Annotated in this window: 15 protein-coding genes and 1 other RNA gene; 10 read left to right on the top strand and 6 right to left on the bottom strand. The window is 58.2% G+C overall.

Annotated features, from left to right (window positions below; all coding sequences use genetic code 11):
- Nucleotides 1-20 precede the first annotated feature (20 nt).
- Nucleotides 21-431: a 1,4-dihydroxy-2-naphthoyl-CoA hydrolase gene (gene menI, locus RS584_RS09030; RefSeq protein ID WP_015570720.1), complete on the bottom strand. Its 411-nt coding sequence runs from the start codon at nt 429-431 to the stop codon at nt 21-23.
- The gene (locus tag RS584_RS09025) at nt 428-3484 is read right to left on the bottom strand and encodes an FAD-binding and (Fe-S)-binding domain-containing protein (protein WP_315749421.1); all 3057 of its coding nucleotides are present in this window, start codon (nt 3482-3484) and stop codon (nt 428-430) included. Before RS584_RS09025 ends, menI begins: the two co-directional genes overlap by 4 nt.
- A gap of 199 nt (nt 3485-3683) precedes the next feature.
- On the opposite strand from RS584_RS09025, the gene ydiK reads away from it, so the two are divergent.
- Both ydiK and rprA read left to right on the top strand, forming a co-directional pair.
- A complete protein-coding gene (gene ydiK / locus RS584_RS09020; RefSeq protein ID WP_315749419.1) occupies nt 3684-4799 on the top strand; it encodes an AI-2E family transporter YdiK in 1116 nt (371 codons plus the stop codon).
- Nucleotides 4800-5008: 209 nt separating this feature from the next.
- Nucleotides 5009-5116, top strand: an RNA gene (rprA, locus tag RS584_RS09015) — antisense sRNA RprA.
- Between the two features lie 5 nt (nt 5117-5121).
- On the opposite strand, the gene RS584_RS09010 is transcribed toward rprA, so the two are convergent.
- From RS584_RS09010 to ppsA, 3 genes are all read right to left on the bottom strand, one after another.
- Entirely contained in the window at nt 5122-7497 is a 2376-nt protein-coding gene (locus RS584_RS09010) for a glycoside hydrolase family 3 N-terminal domain-containing protein (protein WP_315749417.1), read from the bottom strand.
- A 3-nt stretch (nt 7498-7500) separates the two neighbouring features.
- A complete protein-coding gene (locus RS584_RS09005; protein ID WP_032648070.1) occupies nt 7501-8901 on the bottom strand; it encodes an MFS transporter in 1401 nt (466 codons plus the stop codon).
- 234 nt (nt 8902-9135) lie between these two features.
- A complete protein-coding gene (ppsA, locus tag RS584_RS09000; protein WP_017384643.1) occupies nt 9136-11514 on the bottom strand; it encodes a phosphoenolpyruvate synthase in 2379 nt (792 codons plus the stop codon).
- 335 nt (nt 11515-11849) lie between these two features.
- Here ppsA and ppsR point away from each other — a divergent pair, with 335 nt between their 5' ends.
- From ppsR to RS584_RS08960, 8 genes are all read left to right on the top strand, one after another.
- Entirely contained in the window at nt 11850-12683 is an 834-nt protein-coding gene (ppsR, locus tag RS584_RS08995; RefSeq protein ID WP_017384644.1) for a posphoenolpyruvate synthetase regulatory kinase/phosphorylase PpsR, read from the top strand.
- Between the two features lie 150 nt (nt 12684-12833).
- Nucleotides 12834-13880, top strand: coding sequence for a 3-deoxy-7-phosphoheptulonate synthase AroH (gene aroH / locus RS584_RS08990; protein WP_015570722.1), 1047 nt, complete (start codon nt 12834-12836; stop codon nt 13878-13880).
- A gap of 209 nt (nt 13881-14089) precedes the next feature.
- On the top strand, nt 14090-14278 hold the full coding sequence (gene hemP, locus RS584_RS08985; protein ID WP_015570723.1) for a hemin uptake protein HemP: 189 nt from the start codon (nt 14090-14092) through the stop codon (nt 14276-14278).
- 76 nt (nt 14279-14354) lie between these two features.
- Entirely contained in the window at nt 14355-16337 is a 1983-nt protein-coding gene (locus RS584_RS08980) for a TonB-dependent hemoglobin/transferrin/lactoferrin family receptor (RefSeq protein WP_047717788.1), read from the top strand.
- A 35-nt stretch (nt 16338-16372) separates the two neighbouring features.
- Nucleotides 16373-17401, top strand: a complete 1029-nt coding sequence (gene chuS, locus RS584_RS08975; RefSeq protein ID WP_315749413.1) for a hematinate-forming heme oxygenase ChuS — start codon at nt 16373-16375, stop codon at nt 17399-17401.
- Nucleotides 17398-18216, top strand: coding sequence for a hemin ABC transporter substrate-binding protein (locus tag RS584_RS08970; protein WP_315749411.1), 819 nt, complete (start codon nt 17398-17400; stop codon nt 18214-18216). Before chuS ends, RS584_RS08970 begins: the two co-directional genes overlap by 4 nt.
- Nucleotides 18216-19208: a FecCD family ABC transporter permease gene (locus tag RS584_RS08965; RefSeq protein ID WP_017384648.1), complete on the top strand. Its 993-nt coding sequence runs from the start codon at nt 18216-18218 to the stop codon at nt 19206-19208. The genes RS584_RS08970 and RS584_RS08965 overlap by 1 nt, the downstream gene beginning before the upstream one ends.
- Nucleotides 19201-19980, top strand: a complete 780-nt coding sequence (locus RS584_RS08960) for a heme ABC transporter ATP-binding protein (protein WP_193041962.1) — start codon at nt 19201-19203, stop codon at nt 19978-19980. The genes RS584_RS08965 and RS584_RS08960 overlap by 8 nt, the downstream gene beginning before the upstream one ends.
- Here the strand turns inward: RS584_RS08960 and selO are convergent.
- Nucleotides 19977-21419: a protein adenylyltransferase SelO gene (gene selO, locus RS584_RS08955; RefSeq protein ID WP_315749408.1), complete on the bottom strand. Its 1443-nt coding sequence runs from the start codon at nt 21417-21419 to the stop codon at nt 19977-19979. The two genes, RS584_RS08960 and selO, sit on opposite strands and share 4 nt — an antisense overlap.
- Between the last annotated feature and the right edge of the window lie 32 nt (nt 21420-21451).

Here is a 21451-nt window from a genome sequence, read left to right as displayed (position 1 = left end):
AAGCAAGACATCCGGAAACTTTACACAACGGCCGTCGTCAGCCTGGATGAACAACACAGGCGATCCTGCTCGTCCAGAATATCAATCTGCCATACCTGATGACGGCTTCCGGCATGCAGCGCCCGGCAGACGCCGCGCACGCGCCCGCTGCGAACAGAGCGGATGTGGTTGGCATTGACCTCCAGACCCACCACCTTCTGCTCTCCTTCCGTACAAAGGTAGCCCGCCACCGACCCCAGCGTTTCGGCCAGCACGACGGACGCGCCGCCGTGCAACAGGCCAAACGGTTGATGAGTGCGGCTGTCTACTGGCATGGTCGCTTCCAGTTCGTTGTCGCCAATGCGCGTGAACTGGATGTCCAGCAAACCGACCATGTTCTCCGCGCCCATGGCATTTAAGGCCTCCAGCGTGACCGCACGTTTCCAGATCATCCGATAATCTCCAGTAAAGCCTGCAATGGATGGCGGACGCCGTTACCTTCCACCCGTTTCACCTGGCTGCGGCAGGAGTAGCCCGTCGCCAGACAGCGGTTGCGTGGCAGGCGCTGCATCGCCTGATGCCACGACAGCTCGTAAATGCCGAGCGAATTAGCGTGGTTTTTGACTTCATGGCCGTAGGTTCCGGCCATACCGCAGCAGCCCACGTTGACGCTTTCCAGCTTCGCGCCAAACCGGGCAAAGATAGAAGCCCACTGGGCAGGCGCCGTCGGCAGCGCCGTCACTTCGGTGCAGTGCCCAAACAGGTACCAGGATTCTCCACTCACCTCCTGAGAGGGCGTTTGCGTCAGCACCGCAGGCAGCCACTCGTGTACCAGTAAGACCTGAAAATCACCGCGCTTATCGCCGAGCGTCTGCTTATATTCATCCCGGTAACAGAGCACCAGCGCAGGATCGACGCCCACCATCGGCATGCCGAGCTGCGCCACGCGATTCAGAAAATCTGAAGTTTTCTGCGCGGTTTTCGCAAAGCGGGTGAGGAAGCCTTTAATGTGCTGCGCCTTGCCGTTCGGCGAGAACGGCAGCACCACCGGCTGGTAGCCGATTTTCTCGGCCAGTCGGACAAAATCGGCCACCACCTGGGCATCGTAATAGCTGGTAAACGGATCCTGCACCACCAGCACCACCTTCGCTTTCTGCTCAGGGCTTAATGCTTCCAGTTGTTCCAGGGTCATGTTCGCCGAGCGGTGCCCCACCAGCCGACGCTGGAGCGATGGCACCGACAGCAGCGGCAGATCCACCATGCCGATATGTTTTTCAGACAGTTTGCGCACCAGCGGCTGGTTGATAAAGAAGTTAAAGGTTTTTGGCGCACGGGCCATCAGCGGCGCGTAACTCTCCACCGTCGCCACCAGATGATCGCGCATCGGGCGCAGATAACGCGTGTGGTACAGCTGGAGGAAGCGGGAACGGAATTCCGGTACGTCAATTTTAATCGGGCACTGGGTTGAACACGCCTTGCACGCCAGGCAGCCGGACATTGCCTCTTTCACCTCATGCGAGAAATCGTATTCGCCTTTGTTCGCATGCCAGCTGTTGCGGGTGCGTTCGATAAGCCCGCGCAGGCTGGCGCGTTTTTCCGGCAGCTCCTGTTCCAGCTTGAGCGGGTCAACGCCGCGGTCGGCCAGCAGGCGCAGCCATTCGCGCACCAGCGTGGCACGCCCTTTCGGGGAATGAATGCGGTTGCTGGTGATTTTCATCGACGGACACATCGGGCTTTTCACATCGAAGTTGAAGCATAGCCCGTTGCCGTTGCACTCCATCGCGCCGCGCCAGGAAGCGCGTACCGCAATCGGAATTTGTCGGTCATAGGTGCCGCGCTTGACGGCGTCCACCTGCAACATCGGCGCATCAATGCCCTCCGGCGGGCAGATTTTTCCCGGGTTAAGACGGTTATCGGGATCAAAAGCGGCTTTCACCTTACGCAGTTCGGCGTAAAGTTGTTCACCAAAAAACGCCGGGCTGTACTCGGCGCGGAATCCTTTGCCGTGCTCGCCCCATAACAAGCCGCCGTATTTGGCCGTGAGGGCCACGACCTCGTCGGAGATCTCCTTCATCAGGATCTCCTGCTGCGGATCGCACATGTCCAGCGCCGGGCGCACGTGCAGCACACCCGCGTCCACGTGCCCGAACATGCCATAGCTCAGACCATGGCTGTCGAGCAGCGCGCGAAACTCCACAATATAATCTGCAAGGTGCTCCGGCGGCACGCAGGTATCTTCCGCAAACGGAATCGGCTTCGCCGCCCCTTTCGCGTTGCCGAGCAGCCCCACCGCTTTTTTACGCATCGCGTAGATTCGTTCGATGCCGGAGAGATCGTTACACAGCTGCCAGCCAATGACGCCGCCTTCCCCCTGGGCAATCAGCTCGTCCAGACGCTGGCAGAGCGTGCTCACCTGGCTCTCAATCAGCTCTGCGTCATCCCCGGCGAACTCGACGATGTTCAGGCCGAGCATCTCTTTATCCGGCACGTCGGTAATCAGTTCGCTCACCGAATGCCAGACGATATCTTCCCGGGCCAGGTTCAGAACTTTTGAATCGACGGTTTCCACCGACAGCGCCCGCGCCTCCACCATAAACGGTGCATTACGCAGCGCGGAGTCAAAGGAGTTGTATTTGACGTTCACCAGACGGCGCACCTTTGGCAACCGGGTGATATCCAGACGCGCTTCGGTGATGAAGGCCAGCGTCCCTTCTGACCCGGTCAGTACGCGGGTAAGATCGAACTGGCTCAGATCGTCATTAAAGACATTGCGCAGATCGTAGCCCGTCAGGAAACGGTTAAGCTTCGGGAATTTGTTGAGGATCAGTTCGCGATTTTCGCGGCAGCGCTCCAGCACGGTACGATAAATCCGTCCGCTGGTGGTGCTCTCTTTTGCCAGCGTTTCGGCCAGCTCGATCGGCATCGGTTGGGTATCGAGGATATCGCCCCCCAACAGCACCGCCCGCACACCCATAACGTGATCGGAGGTTTTGCCGTAGACCAGCGAGCCCTGCCCCGAGGCATCGGTGTTGATCATCCCGCCAATGGTCGCGCGGTTACTGGTGGAAAGCTCTGGCGCAAAAAAATAGCCGTAAGGTTTCAAAAACTGATTCAGCTGATCTTTGATCACCCCCGCTTCCACTCGCACCCACCCCTCTTCCGGGTTGATCTCAATGATGCGGTTCATATAGCGGGACATATCAATGATGATGCCCTGGTTCAGCGCCTGCCCGTTGGTACCCGTCCCGCCGCCGCGTGGGGTAAAGACCAGGGTGCTGAAACGCTCCTGCGACGCCAGACGGGCGATGAGCGCCACATCGGCGGTAGAGCGCGGGAAAACGACGGCATCGGGAAGAAGCTGGTAAATACTATTATCGGTCGCCATCGTCAGCCTGTCGGCATAATCGGTGGCGGTGTCACCTGTAAAACCCTGTTGCTCCAGTGCCTGCAAAAAATTAAGCACCAGCTGAACGACGCCCGGTGCCTGAGAAATCTGTGGGATCATTGCTGTCGACCCTAATGAGAATAGTGTGAAATCGTTTGCGTTGTGTCTGGAAAGTTTTATCACATTTTTTTCTTATGTGCTTCGTAGAATTACGGGCAAAATCCGCCTGTCAAAAATCGCTGAAATCACTAATGATTAGAGAGATGCGGTTTATATTCCCATCAGCCTTGCTGGTGTTCATTTAAGGAAAGTTTCGTTTATGGTCAATCTTCGTCAGCCCAGGGATGTCGCGCAGATACTGCTGTCGGTGCTGTTCTTAGCCATTATGATTATTGCGTGTCTGTGGATTGTTCGTCCTTTCGTGCTCGGATTTGCCTGGGCTGCGACCGTCGTCGTCGCAACCTGGCCTTTACTCTTACGTTTGCAGAAACTGCTGTTTGGTCGCCGCGGCCTGGCCGTGCTGGTGATGACGCTGCTGTTGTTCCTGCTGTTTATTATTCCCATTGCACTGCTGGTTAACAGCCTGGTTGACAGTAGCGGCCCGGTTATTCGCGCGGTAACCAGCGGTGATATGACGCTGCCGGATCTCGCGTGGCTGAACAGCATTCCTGTTTTGGGCGCAAAACTGTACAGCGGCTGGCACAGCCTGCTGGAGATGGGCGGTAGCGCGCTGATGGCCAAAGTACGTCCGTACATCGGCACAACCACCACCTGGTTTGTGGGGCAGGCTGCGCACATTGGTCGCTTCATGATGCACTGTACGTTGATGCTGGTCTTCAGCGCCCTGCTGTACTGGCGCGGCGAGCAGGTTGCGCTGGGGGTACGTCATTTCGCCACCCGACTGGCAGGTAAACGCGGCGATGCGGCCGTGCTGCTGGCAGCCCAGGCCGTCCGCGCGGTAGCGCTCGGCGTGGTGGTCACAGCGCTGGTGCAGGCTGTACTTGGCGGAATCGGGCTGGCAATTTCCGGCGTACCTTATGCCACCATTTTCACCGTCGTCATGCTGATGACCTGTCTGGCTCAGCTCGGTCCGCTGCTGGTGCTGGTTCCCTGCATTATCTGGCTTTACTGGACGGGGGATACGACCTGGGGCACGGTGCTGCTGGTCTGGAGTTGCGTGGTGGGCACCATGGATAACGTGATCCGTCCCCTCCTCATCCGCATGGGCGCTGACCTGCCGCTAATTCTGATCCTGTCCGGGGTCATCGGGGGGTTAATTGCCTTCGGCATGATTGGCCTGTTCATCGGTCCGGTGCTGCTTGCGGTAACCTGGCGTCTCTTCTCCGCCTGGGTGCATGAAGTGCCGCCGCCGGGAACCGATCCGGACGTCATCTTAAGCGAACTTGAAGAGCTGGAAGATAAGAACGCGCAGTAAGAACCCAGGCCGGGTGGCGCTAACGCTTACCCGGCCTACACTCTCCACAGCAATACTTAAACGTTGCTAAACTATTTATTCTCTGCACACTGGTCAGACCCGCCTTTTCCTGCCTAAAACCGTCATTCTCTTCAAGAAATCTTTACCTGCCTTTAACTATTGAGACGAATCCGATCGACTCAAAATCCTGGCATGCCTACTATTAAGACACGGTTATAAATCAACTCCTTGATTTATAAGCATGGAAATCCCCTGAGTGAAACAACGAATTGCTGTGTGTAGTCTTTGCCCATCTCCCACGATGGGCTTTTTTTTATCCTTTTTACGCCCGTGTAATGTCACAGCGGCTTAGCATGCGCCATTCCCCCGCCAGCACCCGCGTCTCTCCGGTCACCAGCACGTTCACCACCTCGCGAATATCCGCCGAGGACGCGCCAACCTGTAGCTCAAATTCCCCTGGCTCGACAATCCGCTTCCCGTCCCGGCGGGTGAAATTAAACATCTCCACCGGCAGGGTAAAGGTCAGCGTGGCGGTTTCTCCCGGTGAAAGCGTAACGCGCTGGAACGCTTTCAGCTCCTGAAGCGGACGCACCTGCGTGGCGACCTTATCGCGTACGTACACCTGTACCACTTCGCTGCCGCTGCGCTCGCCGGTGTTGGTGATATCGACGCTTAACGCCACCTCTCCGTCGATCGGGACGCGGCTTTCCGCCAGTCGGGCCGCGCCCCAGCGAAACTGGGTCCAGCCGAGACCGTAACCGAACGGGTAAAGTGCGCCGAAATGGAACGCAAACGGCGTGCCGCCGCTTTTCAGCTTGTGGTTATAGTAGTACGGCATCGCCCCGGCGTTTTTCGGCACGCTCACTACCAGCCTGCCCTGCGGCTCCGCGCGGCCGGTTAAGACATCGGCAATCGCCCAGCCCCCTTCCTGCCCCGGCGCCCAGGCCATCATCAGCGCGGCCACCTTCTCTTCCAGCCCCTGAAGGTTATAAGGACGCCCACCCGTCATGACGACAATCACTGGCTTACCGGTTGCCACCAGCGCCTCCAGCAGCTGTTGCTGCACGCCCGGCAGATCCAGCGAATCGGTATCCGAACCTTCCCCCACGGTGCCGCTCTGGAATAGCCCGGCGAGGTCGCCCACGCAGGCCACCACCACGTCACTCTCTTTTGCCGCGCTCACGGCGTCGGGGATCAAATCCGTGCGTTGTGAAACCGGCGATTGCTGCATCGGCTTACCGCCGCTGTCGCCCGGGAACACCGGTGCGCCCGCCATCCGTTTTTCGATAATGTGACACCCTTTGGCGTAACGTATCTGTGATGCGCCAAGGTACTGTTCCAGCGCCGCGCGCGGGGTAGTCACCTGCGAGGTCTCTTCAACCATATCGCTGATAATCAGGTGAACCGGGAAGCTGTAGCCGCTCAGTAACGCCAGTGGATCGTCCGCCGTCGGCCCCACTACCGCTACACGGGGTTTTCCGCCGAGGGGCAAAATGCCGTTATTTTCCAGCAGCGTGATCGATTTTGTTGCCACCTCGCGCGCCACCTGCCGGGTCGCCTCATTCTGCAAATCGATACCTTCTTCGTCGGCGTACGGTTTTTCAAACAGCCCGAGACGGAATTTTTCACGTAGCACGCGCGCCACAATCTCATCCACTTTCGCCATTGAGATGAGCCCACGCTCTACCGCTTCCGCCAGATGACGCGCGCAGTCATCCTTCGGCAGTTCCACGTCCAGCCCGGCGTTAAACGCCAGCGCCGCCGATTGTGCTGGATCGTGAGAAATCCCGTGGTGTTGGTGCAGCAGGCTGACGCCGCCGTAATCCGCCACGATAATGCCGTCGAAGCCCCACTGTTCACGCAGCACGGTGGTGAGCAGAAAATGGTCGCTGTGCCCTGGCTGATTATCAATGTCGTGATAGGCTGGCATCACCGAACCGGCGTTGGCCAGCTTTACCGCCATCTCAAACGGCAGCAGGAAGGTATCGTTAAGCTCGCTGAAACCGAGATGGACCGGCGCATGATTGCGCGCCCCTTCGCTGAAGGAGTGGCCGACGTAATGTTTCAGGGTCGCCAGCAGATCGCGCTTATCGCCCTGCAACCCCTTCACGTACGCCGTCGCCATCACCCCTACCAGCCACGGATCTTCCCCAAAGGTCTCTTCCGTCCGTCCCCAGCGCACATCGCGCGAGACATCCAGCACCGGGGCCAGCCCCTGCTGGCACCCGACAGACCGGGCCTCTTTGCCAATCTGCTCCGCCGCGCGCTGCACCAGCGCCGGGTCCCAGGTAGAACCGTAGTTCAGCGACGACGGGAACAGCGTTGCATCTTTGCACAGCAGCCCCACCAGACACTCCTCATGAAACAGCGCCGGAATGCCGAGCCGGGTCTCCTCCATCATCATGCGTTGCAGGCGGTTGGCGGCACGCACGCCGGTTTTTGCATCAACAATGTGCGTGCCGAGCGGGCGGGTGATCTGCCCGACGCCGAGCTTCAGTCTTTCGCTGAGGGACGCCTGTTCGCTCACGCCGGCGAATTCATCGCTCAGATCGCTGCGCTCGCGGTGATTGCCATGTTCATCGAGGATCAGCCAGTACGCGTGCATCTGGGCAAATTTCTCTTGCGGCGTCATACGCGCCAGTAAATCAGCGACACGCTCGTGTACGGAACGTCCCGCGTCCTTGTAGATCGCAGTCATGGTTTACTCCTGTAGTGCGGATTGGGTTGCCGGGCTGAGCTGCCCCGTATCGTTTCGACTATCGCGTTTGCTGGCCAGCTCGCGGGCGATGCTGTCCACCAGCCGGCTGTTAAGTTTGTAGATGGCAAGGAGCGCCACCATGCAGAGGAACAGCGCGCAGGGGATCAGGGTGAACAGGGCATTGATGGTTGCGAGAACGTGAGGCGCCTGGTTTGCCTGACCCGGCGCGTAATCCACCATGCCAAGCACCCAACCGACCACCGCCCCACCCAGCGCCAGCCCAAACTTGATGGCAAACAGGGCGGTAGAAAAGACCAGCCCGTCCAGGCGGCGGCCGCTACGGTGTTCTTCGTAGTCCACCACATCGGAGAACATGGTCCATTGCAGCGGCGTGGTCAGGTTCTGAATAAAACTAAACACAATATTCAGACCGAATATCAGCCACACCTGTGAAGGCGGAATGAAGAAAATCAGCGCGCCAAAAATAACGAAAGAAATAATGGTCCACTGATAGGCACGCACCCGGTCAAATTTCCCCAGCAGGCGTTCAGATAATAATGCGCCGCTTAAGGAGGCCACCATGCCGGAAACAATAAAGGCAAAAACCAGTTCCGGACGTAACAGAACATAGTTAACGTAATACATGGTCGCAGAGCCACGCGTCACGACGGCGGTTAACAGTAAAATATTAAACAGAAAAACAATTCGCCACTGGCTATTGGCGGCCAGCAGTTTTAAATCCGTCAGCATCGAGCCGGAGGTGTCATTGCGCGGCGAGTAACGCTCCCGGGTCATAAAGAAGCAGCAGAAGAATAAAACAATACCCAGCAGCCCCATCAGGCTCATGGCATAGAAATAGCCTTTTTGCACATTCCCCTGGCCTAATAATGAGACCAGCGGCAGCGCGATGACGGTTACAATCAACCCGCCGATAAACGACAGGCCAAAGCGCCAGGATTGCAGCGAGTGGCGTTCGCGCGGGTCGAGCGTCAGCGCGCCAGGCATGGCACAGTAAGGGACGTTAATCGCGGAATAGATCAGACTCAGGATGGCATAGGTTACGCAGGCATAGACAATTTTTGCCGTCGCCCCGGCATCCGGTACGTAGAAGGTAATCAGGCAGCTCACGCCAAACGGAATGGCAAACCAGAGCAGCCAGGGACGAAAACGACCGTGGCGGGTCTGAGTGCGGTCCACCAGCGCGCCAATGCACGGGTCGACAAACGCATCGACCACGCGCACCACTAAAAACATGGTGCCCATAATGGCGGCAGGCAAACCGAATACGTCCGTATAGAAATAAGCGAGAAATAACGTTGCCGTTTGCCAGACCAGCGCGCTGGCCATATCGCCGAGGCCATAACCTATTTTATCTTTGGTACGTAATACAGAGGAGATTGTCATTGTTATTTGCCTTTTTATCAGGTTAAAACGTATTTCAACCAGTCGCGCATCATCCCGACGGATGTACGCGGTAAGGCTCAAGTATTAGCAACGCCCTGCCCGCTAACAATTGTCTAAATTAACAGATAAATTATGATATTTGGTTTTTTGCTTTATTTGTGATGGCGAGCATATTCGCAGGAAAATAAAAAAGGCGAGGACTGATATCCTCGCCTTTTTCAGGTTATGCAGGTTTTACTTGTTCAGCTCTGCCAGGCTCAGCCAGGTCTGCACCACGGTGTCCGGGTTCAGGGAAAGGCTATCAATCCCCTCATCCATCAGCCAGGCCGCAAAGTCTTCATGGTCAGAAGGACCCTGCCCGCAAATGCCGACATATTTACCCTGTTTCTTCGCCGCGCGGATGGCCATGGAGAGCAGCGCTTTCACCGCCTCGTTACGCTCATCGAACAACTCAGAGACGACGCCGGAGTCGCGGTCCAGGCCGAGCGCCAGCTGCGTCATGTCATTCGAGCCAATGGAGAAGCCGTCGAAGTGCTCCAGGAACTGCTCGGCCAGCAGGGCGTTGGACGGAATTTCACACATCATGATGATCTTCAGCCCGTTCTCGCCGCGCTTCAGCCCCTGACGCGCCAGCTCATCCACCACCGCTTTCGCCTGATCCACAGTACGGACGAACGGGATCATGATTTCCACGTTGGTCAGCCCCATGTCATTGCGCACGCGTTTTACCGCCTCGCACTCCAGCGCGAAGCAGTCGCGGAAGCTTTCCGACACGTAGCGTCCGGCGCCGCGGAAGCCCAGCATCGGGTTCTCTTCTTCCGGCTCGTAGCGTTCACCGCCCACCAGGTTGGCGTATTCGTTGGACTTAAAGTCCGACAGACGCACGATCACGCGTTTCGGGTAGAAGGCCGCGCCGAGCGTGGCGATCCCTTCCGTCAGACGACCCACATAGAACTCTCTCGGCGAGTCGTAACCCTTCATCATCTCGCGGATTTCGTTTTGCAGTTTTGCGTCCTGGTCGTCGAACTCCAGCAGCGCGCGCGGGTGCACCCCAATCATACGGTTAATAATAAATTCCAGACGCGCCAGGCCCACGCCTTCGTTCGGCAGGCAGGCGAAGTCAAACGCGCGGTCCGGGTTACCGACGTTCATCATGATCTTCAGCGGCAGGTCCGGCATGGTATCCACGCTGGAGCTTTTCACGCTGAAATCGAGGATATCGGCATACACGTAGCCGGTATCGCCTTCGGCACAGGAGACCGTCACCTTCTGATCGTCCTTCATGCGTTCGGTGGCGTCACCGCAGCCGACTACCGCTGGGATCCCCAGCTCACGGGCGATAATAGCCGCGTGACAGGTACGGCCGCCGCGGTTGGTGACGATGGCAGCCGCTTTTTTCATGATCGGTTCCCAGTCCGGGTCGGTCATATCGGTCACCAGCACGTCGCCAGGCTGAATGCGGTTCATCTCGCTGATGTCGTGGATCACTTTCACCGGACCGGCACCGATGCGGTGACCAATTGCGCGGCCTTCCGCGACAATTTTGCCCTGCGCGTGCAGGGTGTAGCGCTCCATGACCTGACCACGTGAACGGACGGTTTCCGGACGCGCCTGCACGATAAACAGCTTGCCGGTGTGTCCGTCTTTCGCCCACTCGATGTCCATTGGACGGCCATAGTGTTTTTCAATCTGCACCGCCTGCTTCGCCAGCTCTTCCACTTCGGCGTCGGTCAGTGAGAAGCGATCCCGCTGCTCCTGCGGCACATCTTCAATGGTGACCTGTTTGCCATGCTCTTGCGTCGGAGCATAGATCATGCGGATTTTTTTCGAGCCCATGGTGCGACGTACCACTGCCGGACGGTTAGCCGCCAGCGTAGGCTTGTGCACGTAGAATTCGTCAGGGTTCACCGCCCCCTGCACCACCATCTCGCCCAAACCCCACGCGGAGGTGATAAACACCACCTGGTCGAAGCCGGATTCAGTGTCGATAGAGAACATCACGCCGGAAGAGCCCACGTCGGAGCGCACCATGCGCTGTACGCCTGCGGAGAGCGCGACGCCGCGATGGTCGTAGCCCTGGTGCACGCGATAGGAGATGGCGCGGTCATTAAACAGGGAAGCAAACACGTGCTTCACCGCCACCAGCACCGCATCGTAACCCTGAACGTTCAGGAAGGTTTCCTGCTGTCCGGCGAACGAGGCATCGGGCATATCTTCTGCGGTTGCAGAAGAACGCACGGCAAAGGAGGCCTGCGCATCGTCAGCGGAGAGCTGGTTGTAGGCGTCGTGAATGGCTTTTTCCAGTTCCGGCTGGAAAGGTGTGTCGATAATCCACTGGCGGATTTGCGCGCCGGCTTTGGCAAGCTCGGTGACATCATCAATATCCGTTTTATCCAGCAGGTCGTAAATGCGCTGGTTTACACCGCTCTGGTCTAAAAACAGGTTAAACGCATCGGCGGTTGTGGCAAACCCGTTAGGTACGGAGACACCCATACCGGACAGATTTGTAATCATTTCACCCAGGGAGGCATTTTTGCCCCCAACTCTGTCTACATCATTCATGCCGAGTTGGTTATACCAAAGCACCAGCGGTGACGAGCCATTGTTGGACATCGAAACAATCCTTTTGTGATATTTGATCGGAGTAAGAAACACCTGACTACGTATTTATACTGGCATATTTATTTCCGCTAAAAAAACGGTGAATCGTGTAAGCAATTTAAATTTTCAACTTTTCGGACAGTTTCCCGGCACTCGCTAACCCGATGATTCCTATAGATTCCGGCAAAAACCATAGAAATAAAGCCGCTATTCGAAAAATGAAATCCACTTTTCAGGAAAATCAAAAACACCATTTCATTTTAAATTCAGATAAGTTCTTTGCTGTGAAATTAACTTTTTTAATTTATGCTTTCAGGCAATTACGTACGCTATTCAGGGTGGATAAAATGGATAATGCTGTCGATCGCCACGTTTTTTATATTTCTGATGGGACGGCGATTACCGCCGAGGTGCTGGGACACGCGGTGATGTCGCAGTTTCCGGTATCGATAAACAGCATCACGTTGCCGTTCGTGGAAAATGAGAGCCGGGCCAAAGCGGTCAAGGACCAGATCGACGCCATTTACCAGCAGACCGGCGTTCGTCCGCTGGTGTTCTATTCCATTGTGATCCCTGAGATCCGCAACATCATTCTGCAAAGCGAGGGCTTCTGTCAGGACATCGTGCAGGCGCTGGTTGCTCCCTTGCAAAGCGAGCTGAAGCTCGACCCGACGCCGATCGCCCACCGTACCCACGGGTTGAACCCCGGTAACCTGACCAAATACGATGCGCGTATTGCCGCCATTGACTACACCCTGGCGCACGACGACGGGATCTCCCTGCGCAATCTCGACCAGGCGCAGGTGATTTTGCTCGGCGTGTCGCGCTGCGGTAAAACCCCCACCAGCCTTTACCTGGCCATGCAGTTTGGCATTCGTGCGGCCAACTACCCCTTTATTGCCGATGATATGGATAACCTGGTGCTGCCCGCCGCGCTCAAGCCGCTCCAGCATAAGCTGTTTGGGCTAACCATCAACCCGGAACGACTGGCAGCGATCCGCGAAGAACGTCGCGAGAACAGCCGCTACGCCTCGATGCGCCAGTGCCGAATGGAAGTCTCCGAAGTCGAAGCGCTGTACCGGAAAAATCAAATTCCCTGGCTGAACAGTACCAACTATTCAGTAGAAGAAATTGCCACCAAGATCCTCGATATCATGGGGCTGAATCGCCGCATGTACTAATATGCTAGTACATTAATCCAGTTTCAGTTATTATTACGCCATCCTCGGGGCGACGTGCCCCGAACTTGAAATCAGCAGGGATTGGTTTAAGGTGATGCCCATCACTTCCCGGTAGTCTGCCGATGAAGCAAAAAATTTCTGAGACATTCCATGAATAAAACCGACGAACTGCGCACCGCGCGCATTGATAGCCTGGTCACACCGGCTGAACTGGCCCGGCTGCATCCCGTTTCCGCCGAGGTGGCGGACCATGTGACGGCCTCCCGTCGCCGCATCGAAAAAATTCTCAATGGTGAAGACAAACGTCTTCTGGTGGTGATTGGCCCCTGCTCCATCCACGACCTCGACGCGGCAATGGATTATGCACAACGCCTTCAGACGCTGCGCGGCACGTATCAGGATCGCCTGGAGATCGTGATGCGTACCTACTTTGAAAAGCCGCGTACCGTCGTGGGCTGGAAAGGATTGATTTCCGATCCCGATCTGAACGGTAGCTACCGGGTGAATCACGGTATTACGCTGGCGCGCAAGCTGCTGTTACAGGTTAACGAGCTGGGCGTGCCAACTGCCACCGAATTTCTGGATATGGTGACCGGACAGTTTATTGCCGACCTCATTAGCTGGGGCGCGATTGGCGCACGTACCACCGAAAGCCAGATCCACCGTGAAATGGCGTCGGCGCTCTCCTGTCCGGTGGGCTTCAAAAACGGAACGGACGGCAATACCCGAATTGCCGTAGATGCCATCCGCGCGTCACGCGCCAGCCATATGTTCCTCTCCCCGGATAAAAACGGCCAGATGACCATCTACCAGACCAGCGGCAACCCGTTCGGACATATCATTATGCGTGGCGGTAAAAAACCGAATTACCATGCAGAAGATATTGCCGCCGCCTGCGAAACGCTGGCGGAATTTGACCTGCCGGAGCATCTGGTGGTGGATTTCAGCCACGGCAACTGTCAGAAACAGCACCGCCGCCAGCTGGACGTCTGCGAGGAAGTTTGCCAGCAGATCCGCAGCGGCTCGACCGCCATTGCAGGAATTATGGCGGAGAGTTTTATCAAAGAAGGCACGCAGAAAATCGTCGCCGGACAGCAAATGGTCTACGGCCAGTCAATCACCGACCCGTGCCTGAGCTGGGAAGACAGCGAGCTGCTGCTGGAGAAGCTGGCTTCAGCCGTGGACACACGCTTTTAAAATCCTGCCGGGTGACGCTGCGCTTACCCGGCCTACGGTACGTGCCCTTCTCCCTCTCCCCGTGGGAGAGGGTCGGGGTGAGGGCATCAGACCGCACCTCTCCCCCAAATTTGATCCCGTCACACAATTTTCACAAAAACGCTTGCCGTGAATTTGCAGTTTATTGATAATGATTATCATTGTTACATTGATTGTTATTTATAAACATTATGTCACCGACCGATAACAGCGCGGCAACGCCAACAAAAACACACACAGCGCCGTCCCCTGCTCCCACCGATCGCCGAATCGACAGCAAAAGCCTGTTGGGTGAGGAGGGACGGGTCATTATCGAGCATGACGGCCAGCACTACCTGCTGCGCCAGACCAATGCCGGAAAACTGATCCTGACTAAATAAACCAGACAACACATTCGCCAGCCACCCAGGTGATCCCCAGGCAGCCAGCGCTTTTCAATTCTTATGGAGAGTTGCTATGCCACACCTGCAATCCGCGTCTTTACGCCCGTCTCTTCTGGCGCTGGCGATTGTCAGCACCCTGCCGGGCGTTACGTTTGCCGCCGCAGACGAGATCACCGTCACCGCCACCGGCAATGCCCGCAGCGCCTTTGAAGCCCCCATGATGGTGAGCGTGATTGACGCCACCGCGCCGGAAAACCAGACCGCCAGCTCCGCCGCCGACCTGCTGCGCAAGGTGCCCGGTCTGACGCTGGACGGCACCGGGCGCACCAACGGTCAGGACGTTAACCTCCGGGGCTATGACCGCCGTGGCGTGCTGATACTGGTGGATGGCGTGCGCCAGGGCACTGATACCGGACACCTGAACAGCACGTTCCTCGATCCGGCGCTGATCAAACGTATTGAAGTAGTACGTGGTCCTTCCGCCTTGCTGTACGGCAGCGGCGCGCTGGGCGGCGTAATTTCGTATGACACCGTCGACGCCAGCGATCTGCTGGATGCAGGTAAAAACAGCGGCTATCGCGTATTTGCTACCGGTGCAACGGGCGATCATAGCATCGGGATGGGTGCCAGCGCCTATGGCCGCACCGATACCCTGGACGGTCTGGTCTCCTGGTCCAGCCGCGATCGCGGCGACATTCGCCAGAGTGACGGCGCGAGGGCGCCAAACGACGAATCCATCAACAATATGCTGGCGAAAGGCAGCTGGAAAATCGATCCGGCGCAGACGCTGAGTGGCTCCCTGCGCTACTACAACAACGACGCGCAGGAGCCGAAAAATCCGCAGACCACGGATGCCAGCAGCAGTAACCCGATGACCGATCGTTCCACCATTCAGCGCGATGCCCAGCTTGGCTACCGCATTGCGCCAGCCGGAAACGACTGGCTGAACGCCGATGCGAAAATTTACTGGTCCGAAGCGCGGATCAACGCCCAGAACATCGACGCCAGCGGCGAGTTCCGTAAGCAGACTACCAAAGGCGGCAAAGTGGAAAACCGCACCCGCCTGTTCAGCGACTCCTTCGCCTCGCACCTGCTGACCTACGGCGGGGAATACTATCGTCAGGAGCAACACCCTGGCGGCGCGACCACCGGCTTCCCGGACGCAAAGATCGACTTCAGCTCCGGCTGGTTGCAGGATGAAATCACTCTGCGCGACCTGCCGGTAACGCTTCTCGGCGGGACGCGTTACGACAACTACCGCGGCAGCAGCGACGGTTACGACGACGTGGATGCGGATAAGTGGTCATCACGCGCCGGGTTAACCGTGAGTCCAACCGACTGGCTGATGCTGTTCGGCTCTTACGCCCAGGCCTTCCGCGCGCCAACGATGGGCGAGATGTATAACGACTCGAAGCACTTCTCTATCGGCAGCTTCTACACCAACTACTGGGTGCCGAACCCGAACCTGCGTCCGGAAACTAACGAAACCCAGGAGTTCGGTTTTGGGCTACGTTTTGACGATCTGCTGCTCGCCAACGACGCGCTGGAGTTCAAAGCCAGCTACTTCGACACCAAAGCGAAAGATTACATCTCCACTACCGTCGATTTTGCGGCGGCCACCACCATGTCCTATAACGTACCAAATGCCAAAATCTGGGGCTGGGACATGATGGCGACCTACGCGACCAGTCTGTTCAACCTGGACGTGGCCTACAACCGCACGCGCGGGAAAGATACCGACACGGGCGAATACATCTCCAGCATCAACCCGGACACCGTCACCAGCAAGCTGGATATCCCCGTGGCGCAAAGCGGCTTCTCCGTGGGCTGGATCGGCACCTTCGTCGAACGTTCAACGCACATCAGCAGCAGCTACAGCGAGCAGCCTGGCTACGCAGTGAATGATTTCTACGTCAGCTATAAAGGTCAGCAGCAGTTCAAAGGCATCACCACCACCCTCGTGCTGGGGAACGCCTTCGACAAAGCCTACTGGTCACCACAGGGCATCCCGCAGGATGGCCGCAACGGCAAGATCTTCGTCAGTTATCAATGGTAATTCCCTTCGGGGCAACGATTCAGAAGGATAAGATTATGGGTCACTACACACGCTGGCTTGAGCTTAAAGAAGAACATCCGGGTAAGTACGCCCGTGATATCGCCGGATTAATGCACATCAGCGAAGCAGAGCTGGCATTTGCGCGCGTTGGACACGACGCCTGGCGGCTGCGCGATGAAATCCGTGAGATTCTGGCAGCGCTGGAGTCGGTGGGGGAAACCAAATGCATCTGCCGTAACGAATACGCCGTTCACGAACAGGTCGGGGCGTTTACTAACCAGCACCTCGGCGGCCACGCCGGGCTGGTGCTAAATCCGCGCGCGCTGGATCTGCGTTTGTTCCTCAACCAGTGGGCGAGCGCGTTTCACATAAGTGAAACGACCTCCCGCGGCGAACGTCAGAGCATTCAGTTCTTCGATCATCAGGGCGACGCTTTACTGAAGGTCTACACCACGGATCACACCGACGTTGCCGCCTGGGGCGATGTGCTGACCCGTTTTATCATTGCCGATAACCCCACTCTGGCACTGAAGGCTGTCGATGCCCCTGCGCATTCCGACGGTGCTGATGCAGGCTCGGTGGAGAAAGAGTGGCGCGCCATGACCGACGTGCATCAGTTCTTTAGCTTACTGAAGCGCCATAACCTGAGCCGCCAGCAGGCGTTTCGTCTGGTGAGTGACGATCTGGCCTGTAAGGTGGATAACAGCGCGCTGGCACAGCTGCTGGAGACGGCGCGACAGGACGGAAACGAAATCATGATCTTCGTCGGCAACCGCGGCTGCGTGCAGATCTTCACCGGTGTGGTGGAAAAACTGACGCCCATGAAGGGCTGGCTGAACATCTTCAACCCAACCTTTACCCTGCATCTGCTGGAGGAGACTATCGCCGAGACGTGGGTAACGCGTAAGCCTACGGCGGACGGACACGTTACCAGCCTGGAGCTGTTTGCTGCGGACGGCACTCAGATCGCCCAGCTCTACGGGCAGCGTACCGAAGGCGAGCCTGAGCAGAGCCAGTGGCGCCGCCAGATTGACGCCCTGACGCCAGAAGGGCTGGCCGCATGAAAAAATGGTTTGCCCTGCTAAGCGTCCTGCCGCTGGTCGCCGTCGCCGCGCCGGAGAGAATTGTCGCCCTCGGCGGCGACGTGACGGAGATCGTCTACGCCCTCGGCGCGGAGTCTTCTCTGGTTGCGCGCGACAGTACCAGCCAGTGGCCGCAGGCGACAAACGCGCTGCCTGACGTGGGGTATCTTCGCCAGCTGAATGCGGAGGGGATTTTGTCCGTACGCCCGACGCTGGTGCTGGCAAGCGACCAGGCGCAGCCCTCTCTGGCGCTGAAACAGGTTGAACAGAGCCACGTCCGGGTGGTTACCGTTCCCGGCACGCCTGACCTGCGCGCGATTGACGAAAAAGTACGGGTGATAGCTCAGGCGACGCATAATGAGGCGCAAGGGGAAACCCTGCGCAGCTCGCTGCGTCAGGCGCTGGCGGCACTGCCCTCAACATCGCTCAACAAGCGGGTGCTGTTTATCCTCAGCCACGGCGGAATGACCGCAATGGCGGCCGGGCAACAGACCGGCGCGGATGCGGCAATACGCGCCGCCGGGTTGCAGAACGCCATGCAGGGCTTTACCCGCTATCAACCGCTTTCACAGGAGGGGGTGATGGCCAGCCAGCCGGATCTGGTGGTGATTTCGCAGGACGGCCTTAACGCGCTGGGCGGCGAAGAAAATCTGTGGAAACTGCCCGGCCTGGCGCAAACGCCAGCGGGACGAAGCAAGCAGGTGCTGGCTATTGATGACATGGCCCTGCTGGGCTTCAGCGTCCGCACGCCGAAAGCCATACAACAGCTGCGTGCCAGAGCGGAGCAACTGCCCTGATGTCCCGGCGCATCACGTTATCGTTATGGCTTCTGGCGGGGTTGCTTACCGTCATGACGTTCATGGCCACCGGTTTTGGGGCGTTACGCCTGCCGGTGAACGTGCTGTGGAGCGGCAGCGATGAGACGCTACGCCAGATCTGGCTCACCATCCGTCTGCCTCGCGTGCTGCTGGCGCTGGTGATTGGCGGGTCGCTGGCGCTCGCCGGCTGCGTCATGCAGGGGCTGTTCCGCAATCCACTGGCCGACCCGGGCCTGCTCGGGATCAGCAGCGGTGCGGCGCTGGCCGTCGCCCTGTGGGTGGTGCTCCCGCTCTCGCTGCCCGCGCTGGTGATGCTTTACGCCCCTATGCTGGCGGCATTTCTTGGGGCGCTGGCAGCCACTGGCGTGATCTTCCTGCTCAGCAAGCAGCGTGACCCCTCTCTGTCACGTCTGTTGCTGGTGGGTATCGCCATCAATGCCCTGTGCGGTGCGGCAGTGGGTGTGCTTTCGTGGGTCAGCAATGACGCCCAGCTGCGTCAGCTTTCACTCTGGGGAATGGGAAGTCTTGGTCAGGCACAGTGGTCAACGCTGCTCGCCGTGACCTCGCTGATGGTGCCTGCCGTTCTGGCGATCTGGCGTTGTGCCAGCGCGTTAAATTTACTGCAACTGGGTGAGGAGGAAGCGCATTACCTTGGCGTGGACGTTGCCCTTGTACAGCGAATATTACTGTTATGCAGCGCCCTGCTGGTCGCTGCGGCTGTCGCCGTCAGCGGCGTGATTGGCTTTGTCGGACTCGTGGTGCCGCACCTGATGCGCATGTGGCTGGGCGCCGATCACCGGGCAACCCTCCCCGGCACAGTACTCGCGGGCGCATTACTGCTGTTGGTGGCGGATACGGTCGCGCGCACCCTGGTCGCTCCGGCAGAAATGCCGGTCGGCCTGCTCACCAGTATCCTTGGTGCACCCTGGTTCTTATGGCTCATTTTTCGTCGTGGAGAACAGCATGGCTGAACGTTATACGGCTGAAAATCTTACTTTTATCCGATCTGGCCGCACGCTGACAGATAACGTTTCGCTGTCACTGTCGCAGGGAGAGCTGGTTACATTGATCGGCCCCAACGGCGCGGGGAAATCCACGCTGCTGCGGCTGCTGACCGGCTACCTGAAACCCGACAGCGGCGGCTGTTCGCTGGCGGGAAAAGCGCTGGATGAATGGCATCCGCAGACGCTGTCCCGCTATCGGGCAGTGATGCGCCAGCAGTCTCAGCCTGGATTTGACTGGCAGGTGGAGGAGATCGTTGGCATGGGGCGTGCGCCCTGGACGCGTCACCCGGAACCGTCGATTGTGCGTGAGGTGTTGCAGCTGACCGGTTGCCTGCCGCTGGCCGGCAGGCGTTATCATGCCCTCTCGGGGGGCGAACAGCAGCGCGTCCAGCTCGCCCGCGCGCTGGCGCAGCTGTGGCGTGATGGAACGCCGCGCGGCTGGCTGTTTCTCGACGAACCCACTTCAGCGCTGGATCTCTACCACCAGCAGCATCTGCTGCGCCTGTTGAAATCGCTGACTCGTCAGGGCCATCTTCACGCCTGCGTGGTGCTGCACGATCTCAATCTTGCCGCATTATGGTCGGACCGGATCCTGCTGTTACACAACGGCAGGATTGTTTCTCAGGGCATACCGGAGACGGTTTTGCAGGCCGACGCGCTGGCACACTGGTACGGTGCGCAGGTGCACGTCGGCAGACATCCGGCGCACGCCGCGCCGCAGGTTTTTCTCGCCCCTTAGCTTGAGCAGCTCACTTCCAGCCGCTTGCCCCAGTCCGGCGGGCGGCTGACATAGTCATCCTCCCGGTCGGCAAACGGCGTGCGCAGGGCGATATGCAGCCGATGCAGCTCGGTATAGTCCCCCTGCTCTGCCTGCTCAATGGCCCGCTGCGCCAGCCAGTTGCGCAACACCATCGCCGGGTTAACCGCCTTCATCCGCGTCTGGCGGGTATCGTCATCAATCTGTTCCTGCTGTAAACGCGTCCGGTAAACGGCAAACCAGTCATCAAACGCCTGACGATCGATGAACTCGTCGCGCAGCGGTGACGCGGCGCTCTGCTGCGCGGTCTGGCTCAGCATACGGAAGGTTCGGGTATAGTCGCTGCCTTCACGCACCATGATGGCAAACAGCCCATTCAACAGCGCGTTATCGCCTTTTTCCTGCGTCATCAGCCCCAGCTTGTTGCGCATTAACACACCATATTCCCGCAGCAGGATCTCCTGATAGCTGTCCAGCGCATCGTTCAGGGCATCGACGTCGATAAACGGCGACAGGCTTTGCGCAAGCCGCTGAAGGTTCCACAGCCCCACCGCAGGCTGGTTGTCGAAACGGTAACGCCCCTGATAGTCCGAATGGTTACAGATGTAACCCGGCTGATAGTCATCAAGGAAGCCGTACGGACCGTAGTCAAACGTCAGCCCTAACAGGGACATGTTGTCGGTATTCATCACCCCGTGGGCAAAGCCGACGGCCTGCCAGCGGGCAATCATTGAGGCGGTGCGCGCGACAATATCACGGAACCAGAGAACATAGCGGTCCGGCTCGTTTTGCAGGTGCGGCCAGTGACGGCGAAGGGCGTAATCGGCAAGCTGGCGGACTTTATCCGGCTCGCGGCGATAGTAGAAGTGTTCAAAATGACCGAAACGCAGATGACTTTCCGCCACGCGGACCAGCATCGCTCCCTGCTCCATCGTTTCGCGGGCCACCGGCGTGTCGCTGGTGACAATGGACAGCGCGCGTGTGGTAGGGATCCCCAGGGCATGCATCGCCTCGGAAGCCAGACCTTCACGGATGGTTGAACGCAGCACCGCGCGGCCATCCCCCATGCGTGAGTACGGGGTTAGCCCTGCCCCTTTCAGGTGCCAGTCGAGCGTTTCGCCATTCGGCAGAACCTGTTCACCCAGTAGGATGCCGCGGCCATCGCCGAGCTGTCCCGCCCAGACGCCAAACTGATGTCCGCTGTAGACCTGAGCCAGCGGCTTCATTCCCGGAAGCAGCGTTTCGCCGCCCCAGACGCCGGCGCCTTTTTCTGGCTGAAAAAGCGTCGCAGGGATGCCAAGCGAATCTGCTAATGCATCGTTATGCCAGATAAGACGCGCGTTCTGTAAAGGCGTTGGCTTAAGCGCGGTGTAAAAGCCGGGTAATTCATCGTGCCAGTGAGCAGTAAAAGACAGGGTCATAAGTCCTCCTGCTTTAAGTGTAGAGGGTTTCC

It is taken from the genome of Enterobacter sp. DTU_2021_1002640_1_SI_PRY_ASU_LCPMC_013, assembly GCF_032389435.1.
GTDB lineage: Bacteria > Pseudomonadota > Gammaproteobacteria > Enterobacterales > Enterobacteriaceae > Enterobacter > Enterobacter hormaechei_C.
Note: the sequence above shows the minus strand (reverse complement) of the source record. Positions and strands in the feature narration are given on the sequence as shown.